Below are 15,996 nucleotides of genomic sequence, written 5' to 3'. Positions count from 1 at the left end.
CCCGCCGGTCAGGACGGTGCGGGCCGTTCCGCGATCTGACCTGCGCATCTTCGCCATGCCGTCGGGCCGGAGAAGAATTTTCTTGAATTGAGGCAGGGGGTGCAATTCAATCAACCGCATAGCGGGTGTGCTGTTTGATCCAACTCAAAGACGTGGTCCCGGCCACGACCTATTGAGGGCCCATGGAACGCGCCACATATCCATATCGTTTGCGGCTTTTGCTGGCGATTCTGCCGGTGTTTCTGCTGTTGGCGGGGACATGGGGGCAGGGCTTCGCCTCGGCGGCCGAGGCGATGACGGTGGTCCTGTGCAGCGACGGCGTGATGAAGACCGTCACGCTTGATCCAGACGACACCGGCCGTGGCCCGAAGGACTGCCGCGACTGCCCGGCCTGCGCGCCGCCGCTTCCCGCCGTTCTTTCCCCCGCCGTTCTTTCCCCGCGCCCTGCGGACCGGGAAGCCGCGATCCATCCGCGCCGGACCGATGCCGCCGTCCTTGTCCACAGGGTCGGCGGTTCCCTGTCGCGCGGTCCCCCACGTCAATTCCCCTGGTTCCGCGCATGATCTTCGTCCGCCTGTCCCCGCATCGCCTGCTTCTGTCGGCCATCCTGGCCCTGACCTGGCTTCTGCTGTCGGTCCCGCTGCCTGCCGCCGCCCAGACGGTGCTGGCCCAGCTTCTTCCCGATCAGATCGCATCCGACCTGGTGCCCGGCGCCGAGGGCTTTGGCCCGCTGCGCGAGGATCTGGCCGTGGCGCCGGTGCTGAAGGGTGGCGAGACGGTGGCCTGGGCCTTCGTCACCTCGGATTTCGTGGGAACGACCGGCTATTCCGGCAAGCCCATCCATACATTGGTGGCCGTGGATCCCGACGGCAGGGTTGCGGGCGTCCGGCTGGTCAAGCATTCCGAACCCATCGTCCTGATCGGCATCCCCGAGGCCAAGGTCCGCACCCTGGTCGAGGGTTACCAGGGTCTGGATCTGGTGGCCGAGGCGCAGTCGGGCGGCACCACGCACGAGGTGGACATCATCTCCGGCGCCACGGTCACGGTGATGGTGATCGACGATTCCATCGTCCGGTCGGGCCTGAAGGTGGCGCGCGCCCTGGGCCTTGGCGGTCTGGCCCCCGAGGCCGCGGCGACCGGCCCGCGATACGAGATCGACACGACCGCCCAGGCCCCCGCCGACTGGGCCACGATGGAAGGCGACGGCACCCTGCGCCGCCTGTCGCTGGACGTGGGCCAGGTGAACGAGGCCTTTGCCGCCAATCCCGACCCCCGCGCGGCCCAGCGTGCCCTGACCGAGCCGCCCGAGACGACCTTCATCGACATGCAGGTGGCGCTTGTATCGGTCCCCGCCATCGGCCGCGCGATCCTGGGCGAGGCTGCGGACCAGAACCTGCGCGGCTGGCTGGCCGAGGGCGACCAGGCCATCGCGGTCTTTGGCGACGGGCTCTACAGCTTCAAGGGGTCGGGCTATGTGCGCGGCGGCATCTTCGACCGGATCGTGCTGATCCAGGACGACGTGTCCGTGCGCTTCCGCGACCGCGATCACCGCCGCATCAACAGCGTCGCCGCCGAAGGCGCGCCCGATTTCGCGGAAATGGACCTGTTCCGCATCCCGGCGGGCACCGGCTTCGACCCGACCAAGCCCTTCCGCATCCAGTTGCTTGTGCAGCGAGAGGTCGGGCCGATCGACAAGGTCTTCCAGACCTTCGACCTGGGCTATGACCTGCCGCCGCAATACCTGCGCCAGGTCGCGGCCCCGGCCCCTGCGCCCGTGCCCGAGGCGGTCCCTGCCGCCGCCGCGCCCGCGGCCGAGGAAAGCCAGGCCCAGGCCGAGTTGTGGAAACGCATCTGGCTGGATTCGCAGGTCAAGATCGCCGTGCTGGGGATCATGCTGCTGGTGCTGACCGGGGTGTTCTTCTTCCAGCATTACGCGGTCAGGAACGAACGGCGCTTTTATGCCTTCCGCATGATCTATCTGGCGGTCACGCTGATCGTGCTGGGATGGATGTTCAACGCCCAACTGTCGGTGGTCAACATCATGGCCCTGACCGGGTCGGTGGTGACGGGCTTCAGCTGGCAGGCCTTCCTGCTTGATCCGCTGACCTTCATCCTGTGGTTCGCGGTCGCGGCCGCGCTGCTGTTCTGGGGACGCGGCGCCTATTGCGGCTGGCTGTGCCCGTTCGGCGCGCTGCAGGAACTGACCAACCAGGTCGCGCGCAAGCTGCGCATCCCGCAATGGACCCTGCCCTGGGGCCTGCACGAACGGCTGTGGCCGATCAAGTACATGATCTTCCTGGGCCTGTTCGGCGTGTCCCTGGCCAGCGTCGAGCAGGCCGAACGCCTGGCCGAGGTCGAGCCCTTCAAGACCGCGATCATCCTGAACTTCGTGCGCGCCTGGCCCTTCGTCGCCTATGCGGTGGCGCTGCTGGTGGCGGGGCTGTTCGTCGAACGTTTCTATTGCCGCTATCTGTGCCCGCTGGGCGCGGCCCTGGCGATCCCGGCGCGGATCCGCATGTTCGACTGGCTGAAACGCTATCACGAATGCGGCAATCCCTGCCAGATCTGCGCCCATGAATGCCCCGTGCAGGCGATCCATCCGACCGGGGAAATCAACCCCAACGAATGCGTCAACTGCCTGCATTGCCAGGTGCTCTATCACTCGCCCAAGGTTTGTCCCGTCGTCATCAAGAAGATGAAGCGGCGCGACAAGCTGGCGGCAAGCGCGGTCCCCGACCTGGGCCGGCCCCCCGCGGGCCATCCCAACGCGGCCCGCATCACGGAACCCTCCACTTGATGAAACAGGAGACGACAATGGACACAGTCGAGAGAAGAGGTCTCAGCCGCAGGATGCTGCTGGGCGCGACCGCAGGGGGCGCGGCGGCCGCCACCGCCTTCGGCGGGCGTCTGGCGCTTGGCCTGGGCGGCGCGGCGGGCGTCACCGCCGCCACGACGGGCGCCGCGGTGGCGGCGACCGGCGCGGACGGCAGCGTGGCGCCGGGTCAGCTGGACACCTATTACGGCTTCTGGTCGTCGGGCCAGACAGGCGAAATGCGCATCCTGGGCGTGCCCTCCATGCGCGAGTTGATGCGCGTGCCGGTCTTCAACCGCTGCTCGGCCACCGGTTGGGGGCAGACCAACGAATCCATCCGCATCCTGGAAGGCGGGATGACGGAAAAGACCAAGAAGATCCTGGCCGCCAACGGCAAGCGGATCCACGACAACGGCGACCTGCACCACGTCCACATGTCCTTCACCGAGGGCAAGTATGACGGCCGCTATCTGTACATGCAGGACAAGGCCAACAGCCGCGTGGCCCGCGTGCGCTGCGACGTGATGAAGACCGACGCGGTCCTGGAAATCCCCAACGCCAAGGCCATGCACGGCTTCCGCCCGCAGAAGTTCCCGCGCACCAACTATCTGTTCGCCAATGGCGAGGACGAGGCGCCGCTGGTCAACGACGGCACCACGATGGACGATCCGTCCACCTATGTGAACGTCTTCACGGCGGTCAACGCGGACGAGATGAAGGTGGCCTGGCAGGTGCTGGTATCGGGCAACCTGGACAACGTGGACGCCGACTATGAAGGCAAATGGGCCTTCTCGACCTCCTACAACTCGGAAATGGGGATGACCCTGGCCGAGATGACCGAGGCCGAGATGGACCATGTCGTGGTCTTCAACCTGGCCGAGATCGAACGCGCGATCGCGGCTGGCGAATACCAGGAACTGAACGGCTGCAAGATCGTCGATGGCCGGAAAGAGGCCAACAGCAACTTCACCCGCTATATCCCCATCGCCAACAACCCGCATGGCTGCAACATGGCGCCCGACCGCAAGCACCTGTGCGTGGCGGGCAAGCTGTCGCCCACGGTGACCGTCCTGGACGTGACCCGGTTCGACGCGCTGTTCACGGAAAACGCCGATCCGCGCAGCGCCGTCGTGGCCGAACCGGAACTGGGGCTTGGGCCCCTTCACACCGCCTTTGACGGGCGCGGCTTTGCTTATACCTCGCTGTTCCTGGACAGCCAGGTCGTCAAGTGGAGCATCGAGGACGCCATCCGCGCCTATGCCGGCGAGGACGTCGATCCGATCAAGGACAAGATCGACGTGCATTACCAGCCCGGCCACCTCAAGACGGTGATGGGCGAAACGCTGGACGCGCAGAACGACTGGCTGGTCTGCCTGTGCAAGTTCTCGAAGGACCGCTTCCTGAACGTGGGACCGCTGAAGCCGGAAAACGACCAGCTGATCGACATCTCGGGCGACAAGATGGTTCTGGTCCATGACGGCCCAACATTCGCCGAGCCCCATGACGCCATTGCCGTGGATCCGGCGATCCTGTCGGGGATCAAGTCGGTCTGGGACCGCCAGGACCCGATGTGGGCCGAAACCCGTCGCCAGGCCGAGGCGGATGGCGTCAACATCGACGACTGGGCCGACACGGTGATCCGCGACGGCAACAAGGTCCGCGTCTATATGACCAGCGTGGCGCCGAACTTCAGCCTGGAAAGCTTCACGGTGACCGAGGGCGACGAGGTGACGGTCATCATCACCAACATGGACGAGATCGACGACCTGACCCACGGCTTCACCCTGGGCAACCACGGCGTCGCGATGGAGATTGGGCCCCAGCAGACCAGTTCCGTGACCTTCGTGGCGGGCGCCCCCGGCGTCTATTGGTATTATTGCCAATGGTTCTGCCACGCCCTGCACATGGAGATGCGCGGCCGGATGTTCGTCGAACCGAAGGCCGCCTGACCATGCGCCTGCTTGCCCTGATCCTTGGCCTGCTGATTGCCCTGCCCGCCCTTGGGGCAGAGCATCGGGTTCAGCCCGGACCGGGCAGGCTGGCCGAAGCCATCGCCGGGGCCGCCCCCGGCGATGTGCTGGTGCTGACAGACGGGGCCTATCCGGGCCCCGTCACCATCGACCGCCCCCTGACGATCACCGGCCCGGAAGGGGCCGTCGTGGACGGGCAGGGGCAGGGGACGGTCATCACCGTTGATGCCCCCGATGTGGTGCTGACGGGCTTCACCGTCACCGGATCGGGCTGGCAGAACAAGGATCTGGACGCGGGCGTGAAGATCCTGAAGGGCGCGGACCGCGCGCGGATCGACCGGCTGGTCCTGACCGACAACATGCACGGCATCGACGTGCATGGCGGGCGCGACGCGCAGGTCACGGCCAACCGCATCACCGGGCGCCAGAATCGGCAGATGAACGAACGCGGCAACGGCATCTATGTCTGGAACAGCCCCGGCACGCTGCTGGATGGCAACGTGATCCGATACGGCCGCGACGGCATCTTTTCCAACGCAAGCGCCGACAGCATCTATCGCAACAACATCCTGCGCGACCTGCGGTTCGCGGTGCATTTCATGTACACCCGCAACACCGAGGTGTCGGGCAACACCAGCATCGGCAACCACCTGGGCTTCGCGATCATGTTTTCGGATCGGGCCAAGATCCTGAACAACCTCAGCCTGGGGGACCGGGAACACGGGCTGATGCTGAACTATGCCAATAATGCCGACGTGACCGGAAACCTGATCCGGGGCGGGGCCAAGAAATGCCTGTTCATCTACAACGCTCACAAGAACCTGATCTGGGACAACCGCTTCGAAGGGTGCGGCATCGGCATCCACTTCACCGCCGGATCCGAAAGGAACGTGCTGACCGGCAACGCCTTCATCGGCAATCGGGAACAGGTGAAATACGTGGGCACCCGCTTCATGGAATGGAGCCACGAGGGCCGCGGCAACTTCTGGTCCGACCACCCCGCCTATGACCTGAACGGCGACGGGGTGGCCGACGGCACCTATCGCCCCAACGACCTGATCGACCATATCCTGTGGTCGCAGCCCGCCGCCGCCCTGCTGACCGGATCCCCCGCCGTGCAGCTTGTCCGCTGGAGCCAGTCCAGCTTTCCCGCCACCCTTCCCGGCGGCGTCACCGACAGCCATCCGCTGATGCGCCCCCTGACCATCCCCGTCCCGCCCCGGATCGAGGCCTTCGAGGCCGAGGTGGCGGGACGCTGGGCCAAAGGAACCTATGATGACATCGACCCTGACGATATCGCATCTCACTAAGCGCTTTGCCGGGGTCGAGGCGCTGCGCGACGTGTCCCTGACGGTGGAACCCGGCCAGCGGGTGGCCCTGCTGGGCCATAACGGCGCGGGCAAGTCCACGATGATGAAGATCATCCTGGGCCTCATCCCCTTCGACAGCGGCGCGGTCACCGTCTGCGGCGCGGCGCCCGGATCGGCCGCGGCCCGCGCGCAGGTGGCCTATCTGCCGGAAAACGCGGCCTTCCACCCGGCCCTGACGGGCGAGGAACAGATCCGCCATTACCTGTCCCTGCGCGGCGAACGCCCGGTGCAGGCCCTGGAGCTGCTGGCCCGCGTGGGCCTGGCGGATGCCGCGAAGCGCCGCATCGGCACCTATTCCAAGGGGATGCGGCAGCGCGTGGGCCTGGCGCAGGCGCTGATCGGCAAGCCGCGCCTGCTGGTCCTGGACGAGCCGACCTCGGGTCTGGACCCGGTGTCGCGACGCGATTTCTATGCGCTGCTGGACGATCTGGCGGCGGGCGGCACGGCGATCCTGCTGTCGTCCCACGCCCTGACCGAGGTCGAGGCCCGCACCGACCGCATCCTGATCCTGTCGGGCGGGCGGCTGATGGCCGAGGGATCGCTGGCCGACCTGCGCCGCAAGGCCGCCCTGCCGGTGGCGATCAGCGTGGCCCCCGCCGCCGGGCAAAAGGCCGCCCTGGTCGCAGCCCTGCCCATGGCGCGGGCCAATGGCGACGGGCGGCTGCACCTGGATATCGCGCAGGACGACAAGCTGGCGGTGCTGTCGCGCATCACCGGCCTTCCGCAGGTCGCGGATCTCGAGGTGATCCCGCCCAGCCTGGAAGACATCTATTCCCATTTCAGCAGAAGGGACGGGCAATGAACCGCATCCTGTCCACCGCCACTGTCGAGTTCCGCATCGCCGGGCGCAACCGCTGGGTCGCCATCGCCGTGGCGCTGATGGTGGTCTTTGCGCTTGTGCTTGCGGCCGCAGGGGCCGCGCCCACGGGCGATATCGGCGCCGACCGCCTGTCGGTGATCGTGGCCTCGCTCACGTCGCTGGCGGTCTATCTGGTCCCGCTGATCGCCCTGCTGATTAGCTTCGATGCCATCGCGGGCGAAGTCGAGCGCGGCACCCTGCCGCTGCTGCTGACCTATCCGGTCTCGCGCGCGCAGGTTCTGGCGGGCAAGCTGGTCGCGCATCTGGCGATCCTGACGCTGGCGGTTTGTGCCGGTTATGGCGCGGCGGCAGGGGCGGCGTTCTGGATGGACCCGGCATCGGTCGCCGGGCTGCCCGCGCTGCTGCGGCTGGTCGCCAGTTCCGTCCTGCTGGGGGCGACCTTCCTGGGCGCGGGCTATGCGCTGTCGGCGCTTGCGCGCAGGCCGTCGGGCGCGGCGGGCCTTGCGGTGGGGCTGTGGCTGGGGGCGGTGGTGCTTTACGATCTGGTGCTGCTGGCGCTGATCGTGTCGGACGGGGGCGGCGCGCTGACGACGCAGGCGCTGCCCGTCGCGCTGCTGGCCAATCCCGCCGATGCCTTCCGCCTGTTCAACCTTGCCGCAGCCGAAGCCAGTGCGGCCGCTGGCGGCATGGGCGGCGCGGCGGCGGCCATTCCCCTGTGGCAATCGGCCCTGTCCATCGCCCTTTGGCCGCTGCTGGCCCTGGTCCTGGCCATCGCCGCCTTCCGAAAGGTCACGCCATGAGACCCGCCCTGATCCTGGCCCTGTGCCTGTCCCTTGCCGCCTGCAAGCAGGAGGTCGCGCAGGACACCACCCCTGTCGAACTGAATGCCGAGACGCTGGGCCATTTCTGCCAGATGAACCTGCTGGAACATCCCGGTCCCAAGGCGCAGGTCCATCTGGAAGGAATGCCCGGCACGCCGCTGTTCTTCAGCCAGGTCCGCGACGCGATTGCCTATGGGCGCCTGCCCGAACAAAGCCATCCGATCTTGGCGATGCAGGTCAACGACATGGGCGCCGCCGGCGCCACCTGGGACGATCCGGGCCAAGGCAACTGGATCGACGCGGATGATGCCTTCTATGTCCTGGGTTCCGCCCGCGAAGGCGGCATGGGCGCGCCCGAGGCGGTGCCCTTTGGCACGCGGGATGCGGCGGAGGCCTTTGCCGCGCGGGAAGGCGGCACCGTGATGCGCCTGGGGGATATCCCCGACGATCTGGTCCTGACGCCCGAGGAAACGAGACCGGCGGATACCGCCGACGACGCCGATTTCGAAGACCGCCTGCGCGCCCTGTCGCGCCCGGCCGAGGGATAGAACCATGACCCTGACCCGCCGCCGCTTCCTGACGATCACCGCCGTCGCGGCTTGCCTGCCCGGCGCGCTTGCCGCCGCGCCCGCCCGCCACTGGACGGGCCAGGCGCTTGGGGCCCGCGCCTCGATCCGGCTGGATCATCCCGACGCCCCGGCGATCACCGCCCGCTGCCTGGCCGAGATCGACCGGCTGGAAAACATCCTGTCGCTGTATCGCGCCGACAGCGCCCTGTCGCGGCTGAACCGGACGGGGCGGCTGGACAATCCGCCCTTCGAACTGCTGGACTGCCTGTCCCAGGCGGGCGCGGTGCATCGCGCCAGCGGCGGCGCCTTCGACGTGACGCTGCAACCGCTGTGGGCCCTGTGGGCCGAGGCTGCCGTGCAGGGCCGCCGCCCCACGTCCGCTGAACGCGAGGCGGCCTTGGCCTTTGGCGGCTGGGACGGGGTGCGGATGTCGCCCCAGGCGATCACCCTGCGTCCCGGCATGGCGCTGACCCTGAACGGCATCGGCCAAGGCTATGTCGCCGACCGCGTGGCGGCGCTGCTGGAATCGCAGGGGCTGACCAATATCCTGATCGACACCGGCGAGATGCGCGCCCTGGGCCAGCGATCCTGGCCGGTGCGCACCGCCAAAGGCGGCAGCGTGCCGCTGTCGGCGCGGGCGCTTGCGACCTCGGCCCCGCTAGGCACCTGCTTCGACGCCGGCGGGCGGGACGGGCACATCCTGGATCCGCGCACGGGCGGTCCGGTGGCCTCTCCCTGGGGGGCCATCACGATTTCCGCGCCAAGCGCCGCGCTTGCCGATGCGCTGTCCACCGCCGCCTGCCTGACGCAGGACCGGGACGCGTTGGACGGGCTGATGGCCGCATTCCCCGCCGCCCGGCTGGAGGAGGCGCGCCCCGCCTGACCGCTCACAGGCCCGACAGCATCCTGCTTGCCCGGTCGGCCATCTGTTGCCATCCCGGCAGTGCCGCGCCTGCGGCCATGGCGGCATCGGCCATCGCCTGCCGCTTGCCCGCGTCCTGCAGCAGGCCACGCAGGGCCCCGGCGAAGGCCCGTGCATCCCCCGGCGGGACCAGCAGGCCCGCCGCCGGCGGAACGGTGTCCGGGACCGCGCCCCCGCGGCAACTGACGATGGGCAACCCGCGGACCAGGGCCTCGTCGAAGACGATGCCGTGGCCTTCATACCAGGTCGCCAGGGCAAAGACCGAGGCGCGGGAATAAAGCGCCTCAAGCTCCTCGGCCGTGACGCGGCCCGCAAGGCGAATCCGGGGGGCGACGGGACTTGCCGCCCGCCGGCGCTCCAGGGCCGCGGCATGGTCGCGGTCCCAGGGGTTGCCCACGATCACCGCCTGCCAGTCCAGATCCCCCAGGCTGGACAGCGCCTCGATCAGCACGTCATGGCCCTTGCGCGGGTGCAGGATCCCGACCGACAGGATCAGCGGCGGGGTGGAGGGGGCGGGCGGCAGGCTGGGCCGGTCCACGCCGGGGCGCAGCACGGTGATGGCATGGCGCGGCACGTCATAGCGGTCGATCAGGATGCGGCGGGTATGCGGGCTGGGAACCAGCACATGCCGGACCAGCCGCAGGTTGTCACGCTCGGTGCGGAACAGGTGGTCGCGCCGGTCCGGGGCCAGGCCGGTTTCCAGGGCCAGCGGATGATGGATCATCGCCACCAGCGGGGCACGGACCCGAGCCAGCCCGCCCGTGTCGATCGCGCCGAAGACCAGACCGTCCAGGATCAGCGGCCGGTCGGGGGCCACATCCGCCAGGGCCGCGACCGCCGCCGCCATGTCGGCATCCGAAGGGTCGGGAAAGCTGGCGGGCAGCACCAGGTGCCGGACGTCATGGCCCGCCTGCCGCAGCCCCATCAGCAGACGGCGTTCATAGATGAACCCGCCCGTCAGGGTGGCGATGTCGCCCGGAATGGCAAAGGCCAGGGGGCGCGTCACGGGCGCACCTGTTCGGGGGCCATGACCAACAGCACCCGCCGTTCCGCCCAGGCGATGCCCCCATAGATCATCGCCGAGATCAGGGTCACCGCCACCATCGCCAGCCACAGCATGGTGTAATCCGACACCGAGGCCGACAGGGCCATCAGGTTGCCCAGGCCCCGCCCGGTCGCCAGCCATTCCGCCACGGTCGCGGCCAGGATGGCGGCAGGCACGCTCATCCGGGCGGATGCGAACAGGGCGGGCAGCATGGCGGGGATGCGGACATGCAGCATCTGGCGCCCCGGCCCGCTTGCATGGCTGCGGAACAGATCCAGGATCGGGCCGGGTGCCTGGCGCAAGCCCTGCTGGCAGGCGACGAAGGTGGGAAAGAACACCATCAGCGCGACCAGCGTCACGGTTCCCGCCGCGCCGCGTCCCAGCAGCATCACGACCAAGGGCGCGGTCGTCACGATGGGAATGGACCGCAGCGCCACGGCCAGGGGCACCATCAGCCCGGCAAGGCCAGGGCGCAGCGACAAAAGCACCGCAAGCCCGGCCCCCAGGGCCAGCCCGGCCAGGTATCCGGGAACCGCCAGGGCCAGGGTCTTCGCCGCGGCATCCAGAAGGGCGGCCCGCGTGTCGGGTGATCCGAAAAAGGCCGCCGCGACATCGGGCGGGCGCTTGACGAAGAAGGGGTTTAGGCCCAGAAGCTCGATCCCCGCCCACCACAGGGTCAGGGCGGCGGCGGCCAGCAGAGCGGTGTCGGCCAGCCTGCGGGCGGGCGATCCGCGGATCAGGCGCGGGGGTGCCAGGATCACCGGCGGCGTTCCGGGCAAGACCCTGCGCCCCGCCCAGCCGATCGCGGCATAGACGGCGATGGACAGCCCCGCCGCGACGACGCCCATCGACCACAGCGCGGGAATGTCCAGGTCGCGGGTGAAGCGGATCGTGAGCACGCCAAGCCCCCGCTCGGCGCCCGTGAATTCGCCCACCATGGCGCCCAGGATGGCGGCGGGGGCCGAGATTTGCAGCCCCGCCAGCAGATAGGGCAAGGATGCGCGGGCGCGCACATGGACCAGTTCGGCCCAGCGGCCCCGGCCATAGCTTTGCACCAGATCCAGCCAGGCAGACGGAATCGCCCGCAGCCCCGCCAGCATCGGGATCAGCGTGGTATAGTAAACCGCAAGCGCCGCCAGCACGATCTGCGGCCCCTCGCCCGGTCCCATCAGCACGCGCAGGATCGGCCCGGTGGCGATCAGGGGCAGGCAGAAGACCACAAGCGCCAGCCCCGCCACCAGGTTCTGCGCGCGCGGCCACAGCGCGGCGATCACGGCAAGGCCGATGGCGGCCCCGTTGCCCAGCACGAAGCCGCAGGTGGCATTCGCCAGCGTGACCGCCACGGCGCGGGTCGTCAGGCCGGGGTTCGACCACAGCCAGCCCGCCACCTCGGACGGTCCGGCCAGAAGCCAGCCGCCCCCCGCAAGCGCCAGCCCCTGCCACAGCACCAGAAGCGCAGCCGGTCCCGTCCAGCGGGCCGCGGGCGTCATTGCGCCGCCAGCGACTGCGCCATCTCGCCGCCGCGCGCCAATTGGGCCAGGATCTCGCCCACGATCCGCCGGAAGGCCGGCGATTCAGGGTTGCGCGGCTGCGGCAGGGGCACGGCGATGTCGGCCACCACCCGTGCCGGGCGCGGGGACAGGATGACGATGCGATGGGCCAGCATCACCGCCTCGTCCACCGAATGCGTGACCAGAAGGGTGGTCGCGGCCTGGTCCTGCCACAGGGGCGGCAGATCCTGGGCCAGTTGCCGCCGCGTCAGGGCGTCAAGCGCGCCGAAGGGTTCGTCCAGCAACAGGACGCGCGGCCGGGTGATCAGGGCGCGGGCGATGGCCGCCCGTTGCCGCATCCCGCCCGACAGCGATGCGGGCCGGGCGTTCTGGAAGCCGCCAAGGCCCACCAGATTGATGATCTGGTCCACCCCCTGCGGATCGGGGGCCTGTCGCGCCAGCTTGCGCCCAAGGGCCACGTTCTTCGCCACCGTCAGCCAAGGCAGCAGGCAGGGATCCTGGAACGCGATGGACAGCCCGCCCTGGCGGCACAGCGCGGCGGGAGGCTCGCCCGCGATGCGGACCTGACCGGCGGTCGGTTCCTCAAGCCCCGCGATCAGGCGCAGCAGGGTGGACTTGCCGCAGCCCGACGGCCCCAGCAGCGCCGTGGTGCGGCCCGCGGCGAAGGTGATGTCGATGCCGTCCACGGCCAGGATGCTGCCGTCGAACAGGCGCGACAGGCCGGTGCACTCGATGGGGGCGGGCGGCCCCGGCCTATCCATGGATGGCTTCAAGGATCGACCGGTCCCACAGGTCGGGCGTCACCGTCCGGCCCATCAGGGACAGGGTGCGGATCGTCGCCTCGACCGACTCCTCGCTCCACCAGCCGAAGCCCTGGGCGTCGGTCAGGTCGGAAAACATCAGCGGCACCTGGCGGCGGGCCTGCAGCCTTTGGGTTTCCGGGTCCAGCCCGGCATCGGGGAACATCCTGACCGTCAGCTCCGCCGCCGCGTCGGTGTCGGCGCGATAGGCGTCCCAGCCCCGAACCTCTCCGCCCAGAAGGGCCACCAGTTCGGCGCGTCGATTGGCAAGGCTGTCATTGGTGGCGATATAGGTCTGGGAATGCAGGACATAGCCGTGATCGGCCAGCAGCATGGTCCGTGCCTGGACGCCCTCGGTCTCCATCGCGACGGGCAGGTCGGTTTCCCAGCACAGAAGGCAATCGACCTCGCCTGCCAGCAGGGGTTGGGCGGAATACTGGGTGGGCACGATCTGGATATCGGCGATGTCGATGTCGTTCAGGGTGCAGAGCGCCTGCAGGACGGGGGTGTTGGCCACCGCCATGCCGATGCGCTTGCCGGGCAGGTCGGCGGGCGTGCGGACCGGATTGTCGGGCAGCGAGGCGATGGCGAAGGGGTTCTTCTGCATCGCCACGCCGATGATCCTGAAGGGCGCGCCCTGCGCCACCGCCGCCGCCGCATAGTCGGCGGCCGAGATGCCGATCAGCGCCGTTCCCGCCACCACCGGCGGTTCCACCGGCGCGTTCGGCCCCCCTTGCAGCAGCGTGACATCCAGGCCCGCCTCGCGCCACCATCCCCTGTCCTGGGCGATATAGCTGCCCGCGAACTGGACCGAATGCAGCCAGGACAGTTGCAGCGCGACCGGCACCTGCGCGGCTGCGGGCCGCGTCAGGCCCATTCCCCCCAGGGCCAGTCCCGCCGCCCCGGCCCGGATCATGGCGCGTCGTGTCAGGGGGATGGGGGGCATCGGCGAACTCCGTTCACGGGACAGGCGTCACCTTGCATCATGTGACGGGCGCAGGGCATCAGGCAAGCCCGTCATGATTGCGGCATCCTGCCGCCGAAGCCGCGCAGGATCAGGTCGCGCATCCGGTCCAGGGGCAGGGCCTGCTGTTCCGGTGGCGGGATCAGGCCGGGCGCAAAGCCCCAGTCCGCCGCGCGGTCCACCAGATGGGCGGGGCCGATCAGGTGGATCGCCGTATCGGGCCCGTCGTCCTGCGCGACCCAGGGCACGGGCTGGTGATCGCCCAGGACGATCAGCAGCGGCGGGTCGTCCGCGTGCCGCAGGGCATAGTCCATGACCGTGGCCAGGCTGTAATCCACCGCATCGCGATAGGCCGCGCGCACCCGGTCGCGGTCGCGCCAGACCACCTCGGGCGGGTCGCCCGACGGGGCAATGGCGTCGAAGACGGTCCCGTCGCCGATCCGGTCCCAGTCCAGAAGGCGCGGCACCGGCACCCATGGCGCGTGCGAGGAAATCAGCGCCACCTGCGCGAACAGATGCGGCCCGTCCGCGCCGCGCAGCAGCCGGTCGGTGGCCGCCAGGGTGAACTGGTCGGGCATCGTCACCCAGTTGAAGGGCTGCCCGCGATAGCCCAGGTCGCCCGCCGCAAGGATGCGGTCGAAGCCCATGGTCTCGCCCTCGGGCCAGGGCCGGGTGATGGCGGGCATCACCGCCGCCGTGCGAAACCCGGCGCGCCGCGCATGGTGGAACAACCCCTGCCGCCCGCTGGCCAGAACCGCGCCATAGCGCGTCTGGTCCGCAATCCACAGCCCGTTGGCGAAGGTCGCGTGCGACAGCCAGCTTTGCCCGCCCTGGGTCGGCGCGGTCAGGAACCCCGATCGCATCGCCAGCCCCGCATCGGCCAGTTGCCCTTGCGCCCGGCGCAGCGTCCCAAGATGTCTTTCGGCGTGATAGGGCGCATCGAAGCTGGCGCGGCCATAGCTTTCGACAAAGATCACCAGCACGTCGCGGTCGATCTCTGCCAGCAGGCCGGTCGCCCCGGCCAGATCGTCCCGGGCGGCAAGCGTCCTCATCTGGCGCAGATCCTGCGCGGTCTGGCGCAAAAGCTCGACCCGGGCCAGGGCATAGGGGGTGTTGCCGGTCCACCCCCCGCCCATCCATGCCAGGACCAGCAGGGGCGCCACGGACAGCAGGACCAGCCGCCAGGCGGGCCGCCATGCCAGGCGCGACCAGGTGCCCGTGGCCCACCACAGCGCCGCCCCGGCGGCAAGGACTGCCACCGCCAGGGCCGCCGATCCCGCCAGAAGCCGGGCCGTGCCAAGCGACTGGGCCAAAAGGTCCGCCCCCGCGCCGATCAGCGCCATGTCGGCCAGGATGTTGAAGGGCCGCCCAAGGGCCGCGATCATCGCAAGATCGGCGATCTTCTGCACCGCCAGCACCGACAGGGCCAGAAAGACCGCCACCCGCCCCACCCTGCCCAGCAGGGGCAGCCCCAGAAGGATCAGCGGCAGTTCCGGCGCGATCCGCAGCAGCGCCTGACCCGCGGGCATGGGCGCGGCGGGCAGGATCAGCACCAGATGCATGACAAAGGCCGCCGCCAGCAGCCGCAGGCCCGTCATGGCCGCCGCATCCACAGCCAGCGGATGTCGGTCGCGAAGGACGCGATGACCAGCAGGGCGGCGATCCGGGCCAGCCAGATCGCCTGGTCGGGCGTCAGGACCGGCAGTTGCAACAGGATCAGCGCGGCGATCTGGATCACGCAGATCACCTTGCGCCAGCGGCGATCGGGCAGATCCGCCCGCATCCAGGGCAGGACCGTCCCCGCCAGCACGAAGCCATAGCGGGCAAGGCCCAGCACCAGAATCTCGGGGCCGACGACGGTTCCGGCGATGACGTGCAGGGACAGGACCAGGGCCAGGGCCGCGTCCACCTCCATGTCGAAGCGGGCGCCGAAGCGGGACACGAGGCCGCTTTTCCGGGCCAGGTGACCGTCCACCCCGTCAAGGACCAGGGCCGTGCCCGCCACCCCTGCGACGGCCCAGCCTGCCGCCTGTCCCGCCACCAGCGGCCCTAGCAGCGCGCAGGTCAGCGCCGCCCGCAGCAGCGTCACCGCATTGCAGCCGCCGATCCGGTGGTGGGGATAGCTGCGCCCCATCAGCGCCGCCACGGCCCCGCAGACCAGAAGATAGGCCGCAATCCCCGCCATCACTCCGGCTTGGTTCCCCGCCAGCATGACCCCCGATGCCGCGATCAGCAGGGCGCCCCCGGCGGCGGTCAGGGCGATCTGCGCCGGAATGGCGCCACCAGGGCGGGACGGTCGGATCGGCCGGATCTGGGGGGCGTCGCGCATGTCGAAAGCCTATGCGAAGCCCGGATTGCGTCAAGCACATCGGCTGTGCGAAATCCGCATTTT

14 protein-coding genes are annotated in these 15,996 nt (G+C 69.4%); 8 read left to right on the top strand and 6 right to left on the bottom strand.

Annotation, left to right across the window (positions count from 1 at the left end; genetic code table 11):
• The first annotated feature begins 218 nt into the window (after positions 1–218).
• From IEX25_RS13575 to IEX25_RS13540, 8 genes are read left to right on the top strand one after another with little or no spacing between them, the layout of a single operon-like run.
• A complete protein-coding gene (locus tag IEX25_RS13575; RefSeq protein WP_188715597.1) occupies positions 219–563 on the top strand; it encodes a DUF2946 family protein in 345 nt (114 codons plus the stop codon).
• Positions 560–2,797 carry a NosR/NirI family protein gene (locus IEX25_RS13570; protein ID WP_188715594.1) on the top strand — a complete coding sequence of 746 codons (2,238 nt, stop codon included), beginning with the start codon at positions 560–562 and terminating at the stop codon, positions 2,795–2,797. Before IEX25_RS13575 ends, IEX25_RS13570 begins: the two co-directional genes overlap by 4 nt.
• Before the next feature lie 17 nt (positions 2,798–2,814).
• Complete coding sequence (gene nosZ / locus IEX25_RS13565) at positions 2,815–4,761, top strand: TAT-dependent nitrous-oxide reductase (RefSeq protein ID WP_188715593.1); 1,947 nt, start codon at positions 2,815–2,817, stop codon at positions 4,759–4,761.
• Positions 4,762–4,763: 2 nt separating this feature from the next.
• Complete coding sequence (locus IEX25_RS13560) at positions 4,764–6,092, top strand: nitrous oxide reductase family maturation protein NosD (RefSeq protein WP_188715591.1); 1,329 nt, start codon at positions 4,764–4,766, stop codon at positions 6,090–6,092.
• Complete coding sequence (locus IEX25_RS13555; protein ID WP_188715590.1) at positions 6,058–6,954, top strand: ABC transporter ATP-binding protein; 897 nt, start codon at positions 6,058–6,060, stop codon at positions 6,952–6,954. Before IEX25_RS13560 ends, IEX25_RS13555 begins: the two co-directional genes overlap by 35 nt.
• Positions 6,951–7,772 carry an ABC transporter permease gene (locus IEX25_RS13550; RefSeq protein WP_188715588.1) on the top strand — a complete coding sequence of 274 codons (822 nt, stop codon included), beginning with the start codon at positions 6,951–6,953 and terminating at the stop codon, positions 7,770–7,772. Before IEX25_RS13555 ends, IEX25_RS13550 begins: the two co-directional genes overlap by 4 nt.
• Complete coding sequence (locus IEX25_RS13545; RefSeq protein WP_188715587.1) at positions 7,769–8,341, top strand: nitrous oxide reductase accessory protein NosL; 573 nt, start codon at positions 7,769–7,771, stop codon at positions 8,339–8,341. The genes IEX25_RS13550 and IEX25_RS13545 overlap by 4 nt, the downstream gene beginning before the upstream one ends.
• 4 nt (positions 8,342–8,345) lie before the next feature.
• Positions 8,346–9,245 (top strand): FAD:protein FMN transferase, encoded by a 900-nt coding sequence (locus tag IEX25_RS13540; RefSeq protein ID WP_188715586.1) that lies wholly within the window; start codon positions 8,346–8,348, stop codon positions 9,243–9,245.
• A 4-nt stretch (positions 9,246–9,249) separates the two neighbouring features.
• Here the strand turns inward: IEX25_RS13540 and IEX25_RS13535 are convergent, their stop codons facing one another.
• The 6 genes from IEX25_RS13535 to IEX25_RS13510 all read right to left on the bottom strand — a co-directional run bounded on the left by IEX25_RS13535 (position 9,250) and on the right by IEX25_RS13510 (position 15,933).
• A complete protein-coding gene (locus IEX25_RS13535) occupies positions 9,250–10,290 on the bottom strand; it encodes a glycosyltransferase family 4 protein (RefSeq protein WP_229665208.1) in 1,041 nt (346 codons plus the stop codon).
• The gene (locus IEX25_RS13530; RefSeq protein ID WP_188715585.1) at positions 10,287–11,819 is read right to left on the bottom strand and encodes an ABC transporter permease; all 1,533 of its coding nucleotides are present in this window, start codon (positions 11,817–11,819) and stop codon (positions 10,287–10,289) included. Before IEX25_RS13530 ends, IEX25_RS13535 begins: the two co-directional genes overlap by 4 nt.
• Positions 11,816–12,601, bottom strand: coding sequence for an ABC transporter ATP-binding protein (locus IEX25_RS13525; RefSeq protein ID WP_188715584.1), 786 nt, complete (start codon positions 12,599–12,601; stop codon positions 11,816–11,818). Before IEX25_RS13525 ends, IEX25_RS13530 begins: the two co-directional genes overlap by 4 nt.
• Positions 12,594–13,586, bottom strand: a complete 993-nt coding sequence (locus tag IEX25_RS13520; RefSeq protein ID WP_188715583.1) for an ABC transporter substrate-binding protein — start codon at positions 13,584–13,586, stop codon at positions 12,594–12,596. The genes IEX25_RS13525 and IEX25_RS13520 overlap by 8 nt, the downstream gene beginning before the upstream one ends.
• 71 nt (positions 13,587–13,657) lie before the next feature.
• Positions 13,658–15,202: a sulfatase-like hydrolase/transferase gene (locus IEX25_RS13515; RefSeq protein ID WP_188715582.1), complete on the bottom strand. Its 1,545-nt coding sequence runs from the start codon at positions 15,200–15,202 to the stop codon at positions 13,658–13,660.
• Positions 15,199–15,933, bottom strand: a complete 735-nt coding sequence (locus IEX25_RS13510; protein ID WP_229665206.1) for a CDP-alcohol phosphatidyltransferase family protein — start codon at positions 15,931–15,933, stop codon at positions 15,199–15,201. The genes IEX25_RS13515 and IEX25_RS13510 overlap by 4 nt, the downstream gene beginning before the upstream one ends.
• Positions 15,934–15,996 lie beyond the last annotated feature (63 nt).

The sequence above is a fragment of the Paracoccus acridae genome, assembly GCF_014642735.1.
In the GTDB taxonomy this organism is placed as follows: domain Bacteria; phylum Pseudomonadota; class Alphaproteobacteria; order Rhodobacterales; family Rhodobacteraceae; genus Paracoccus; species Paracoccus acridae.
Note: the sequence above shows the minus strand (reverse complement) of the source record. Positions and strands in the feature narration are given on the sequence as shown.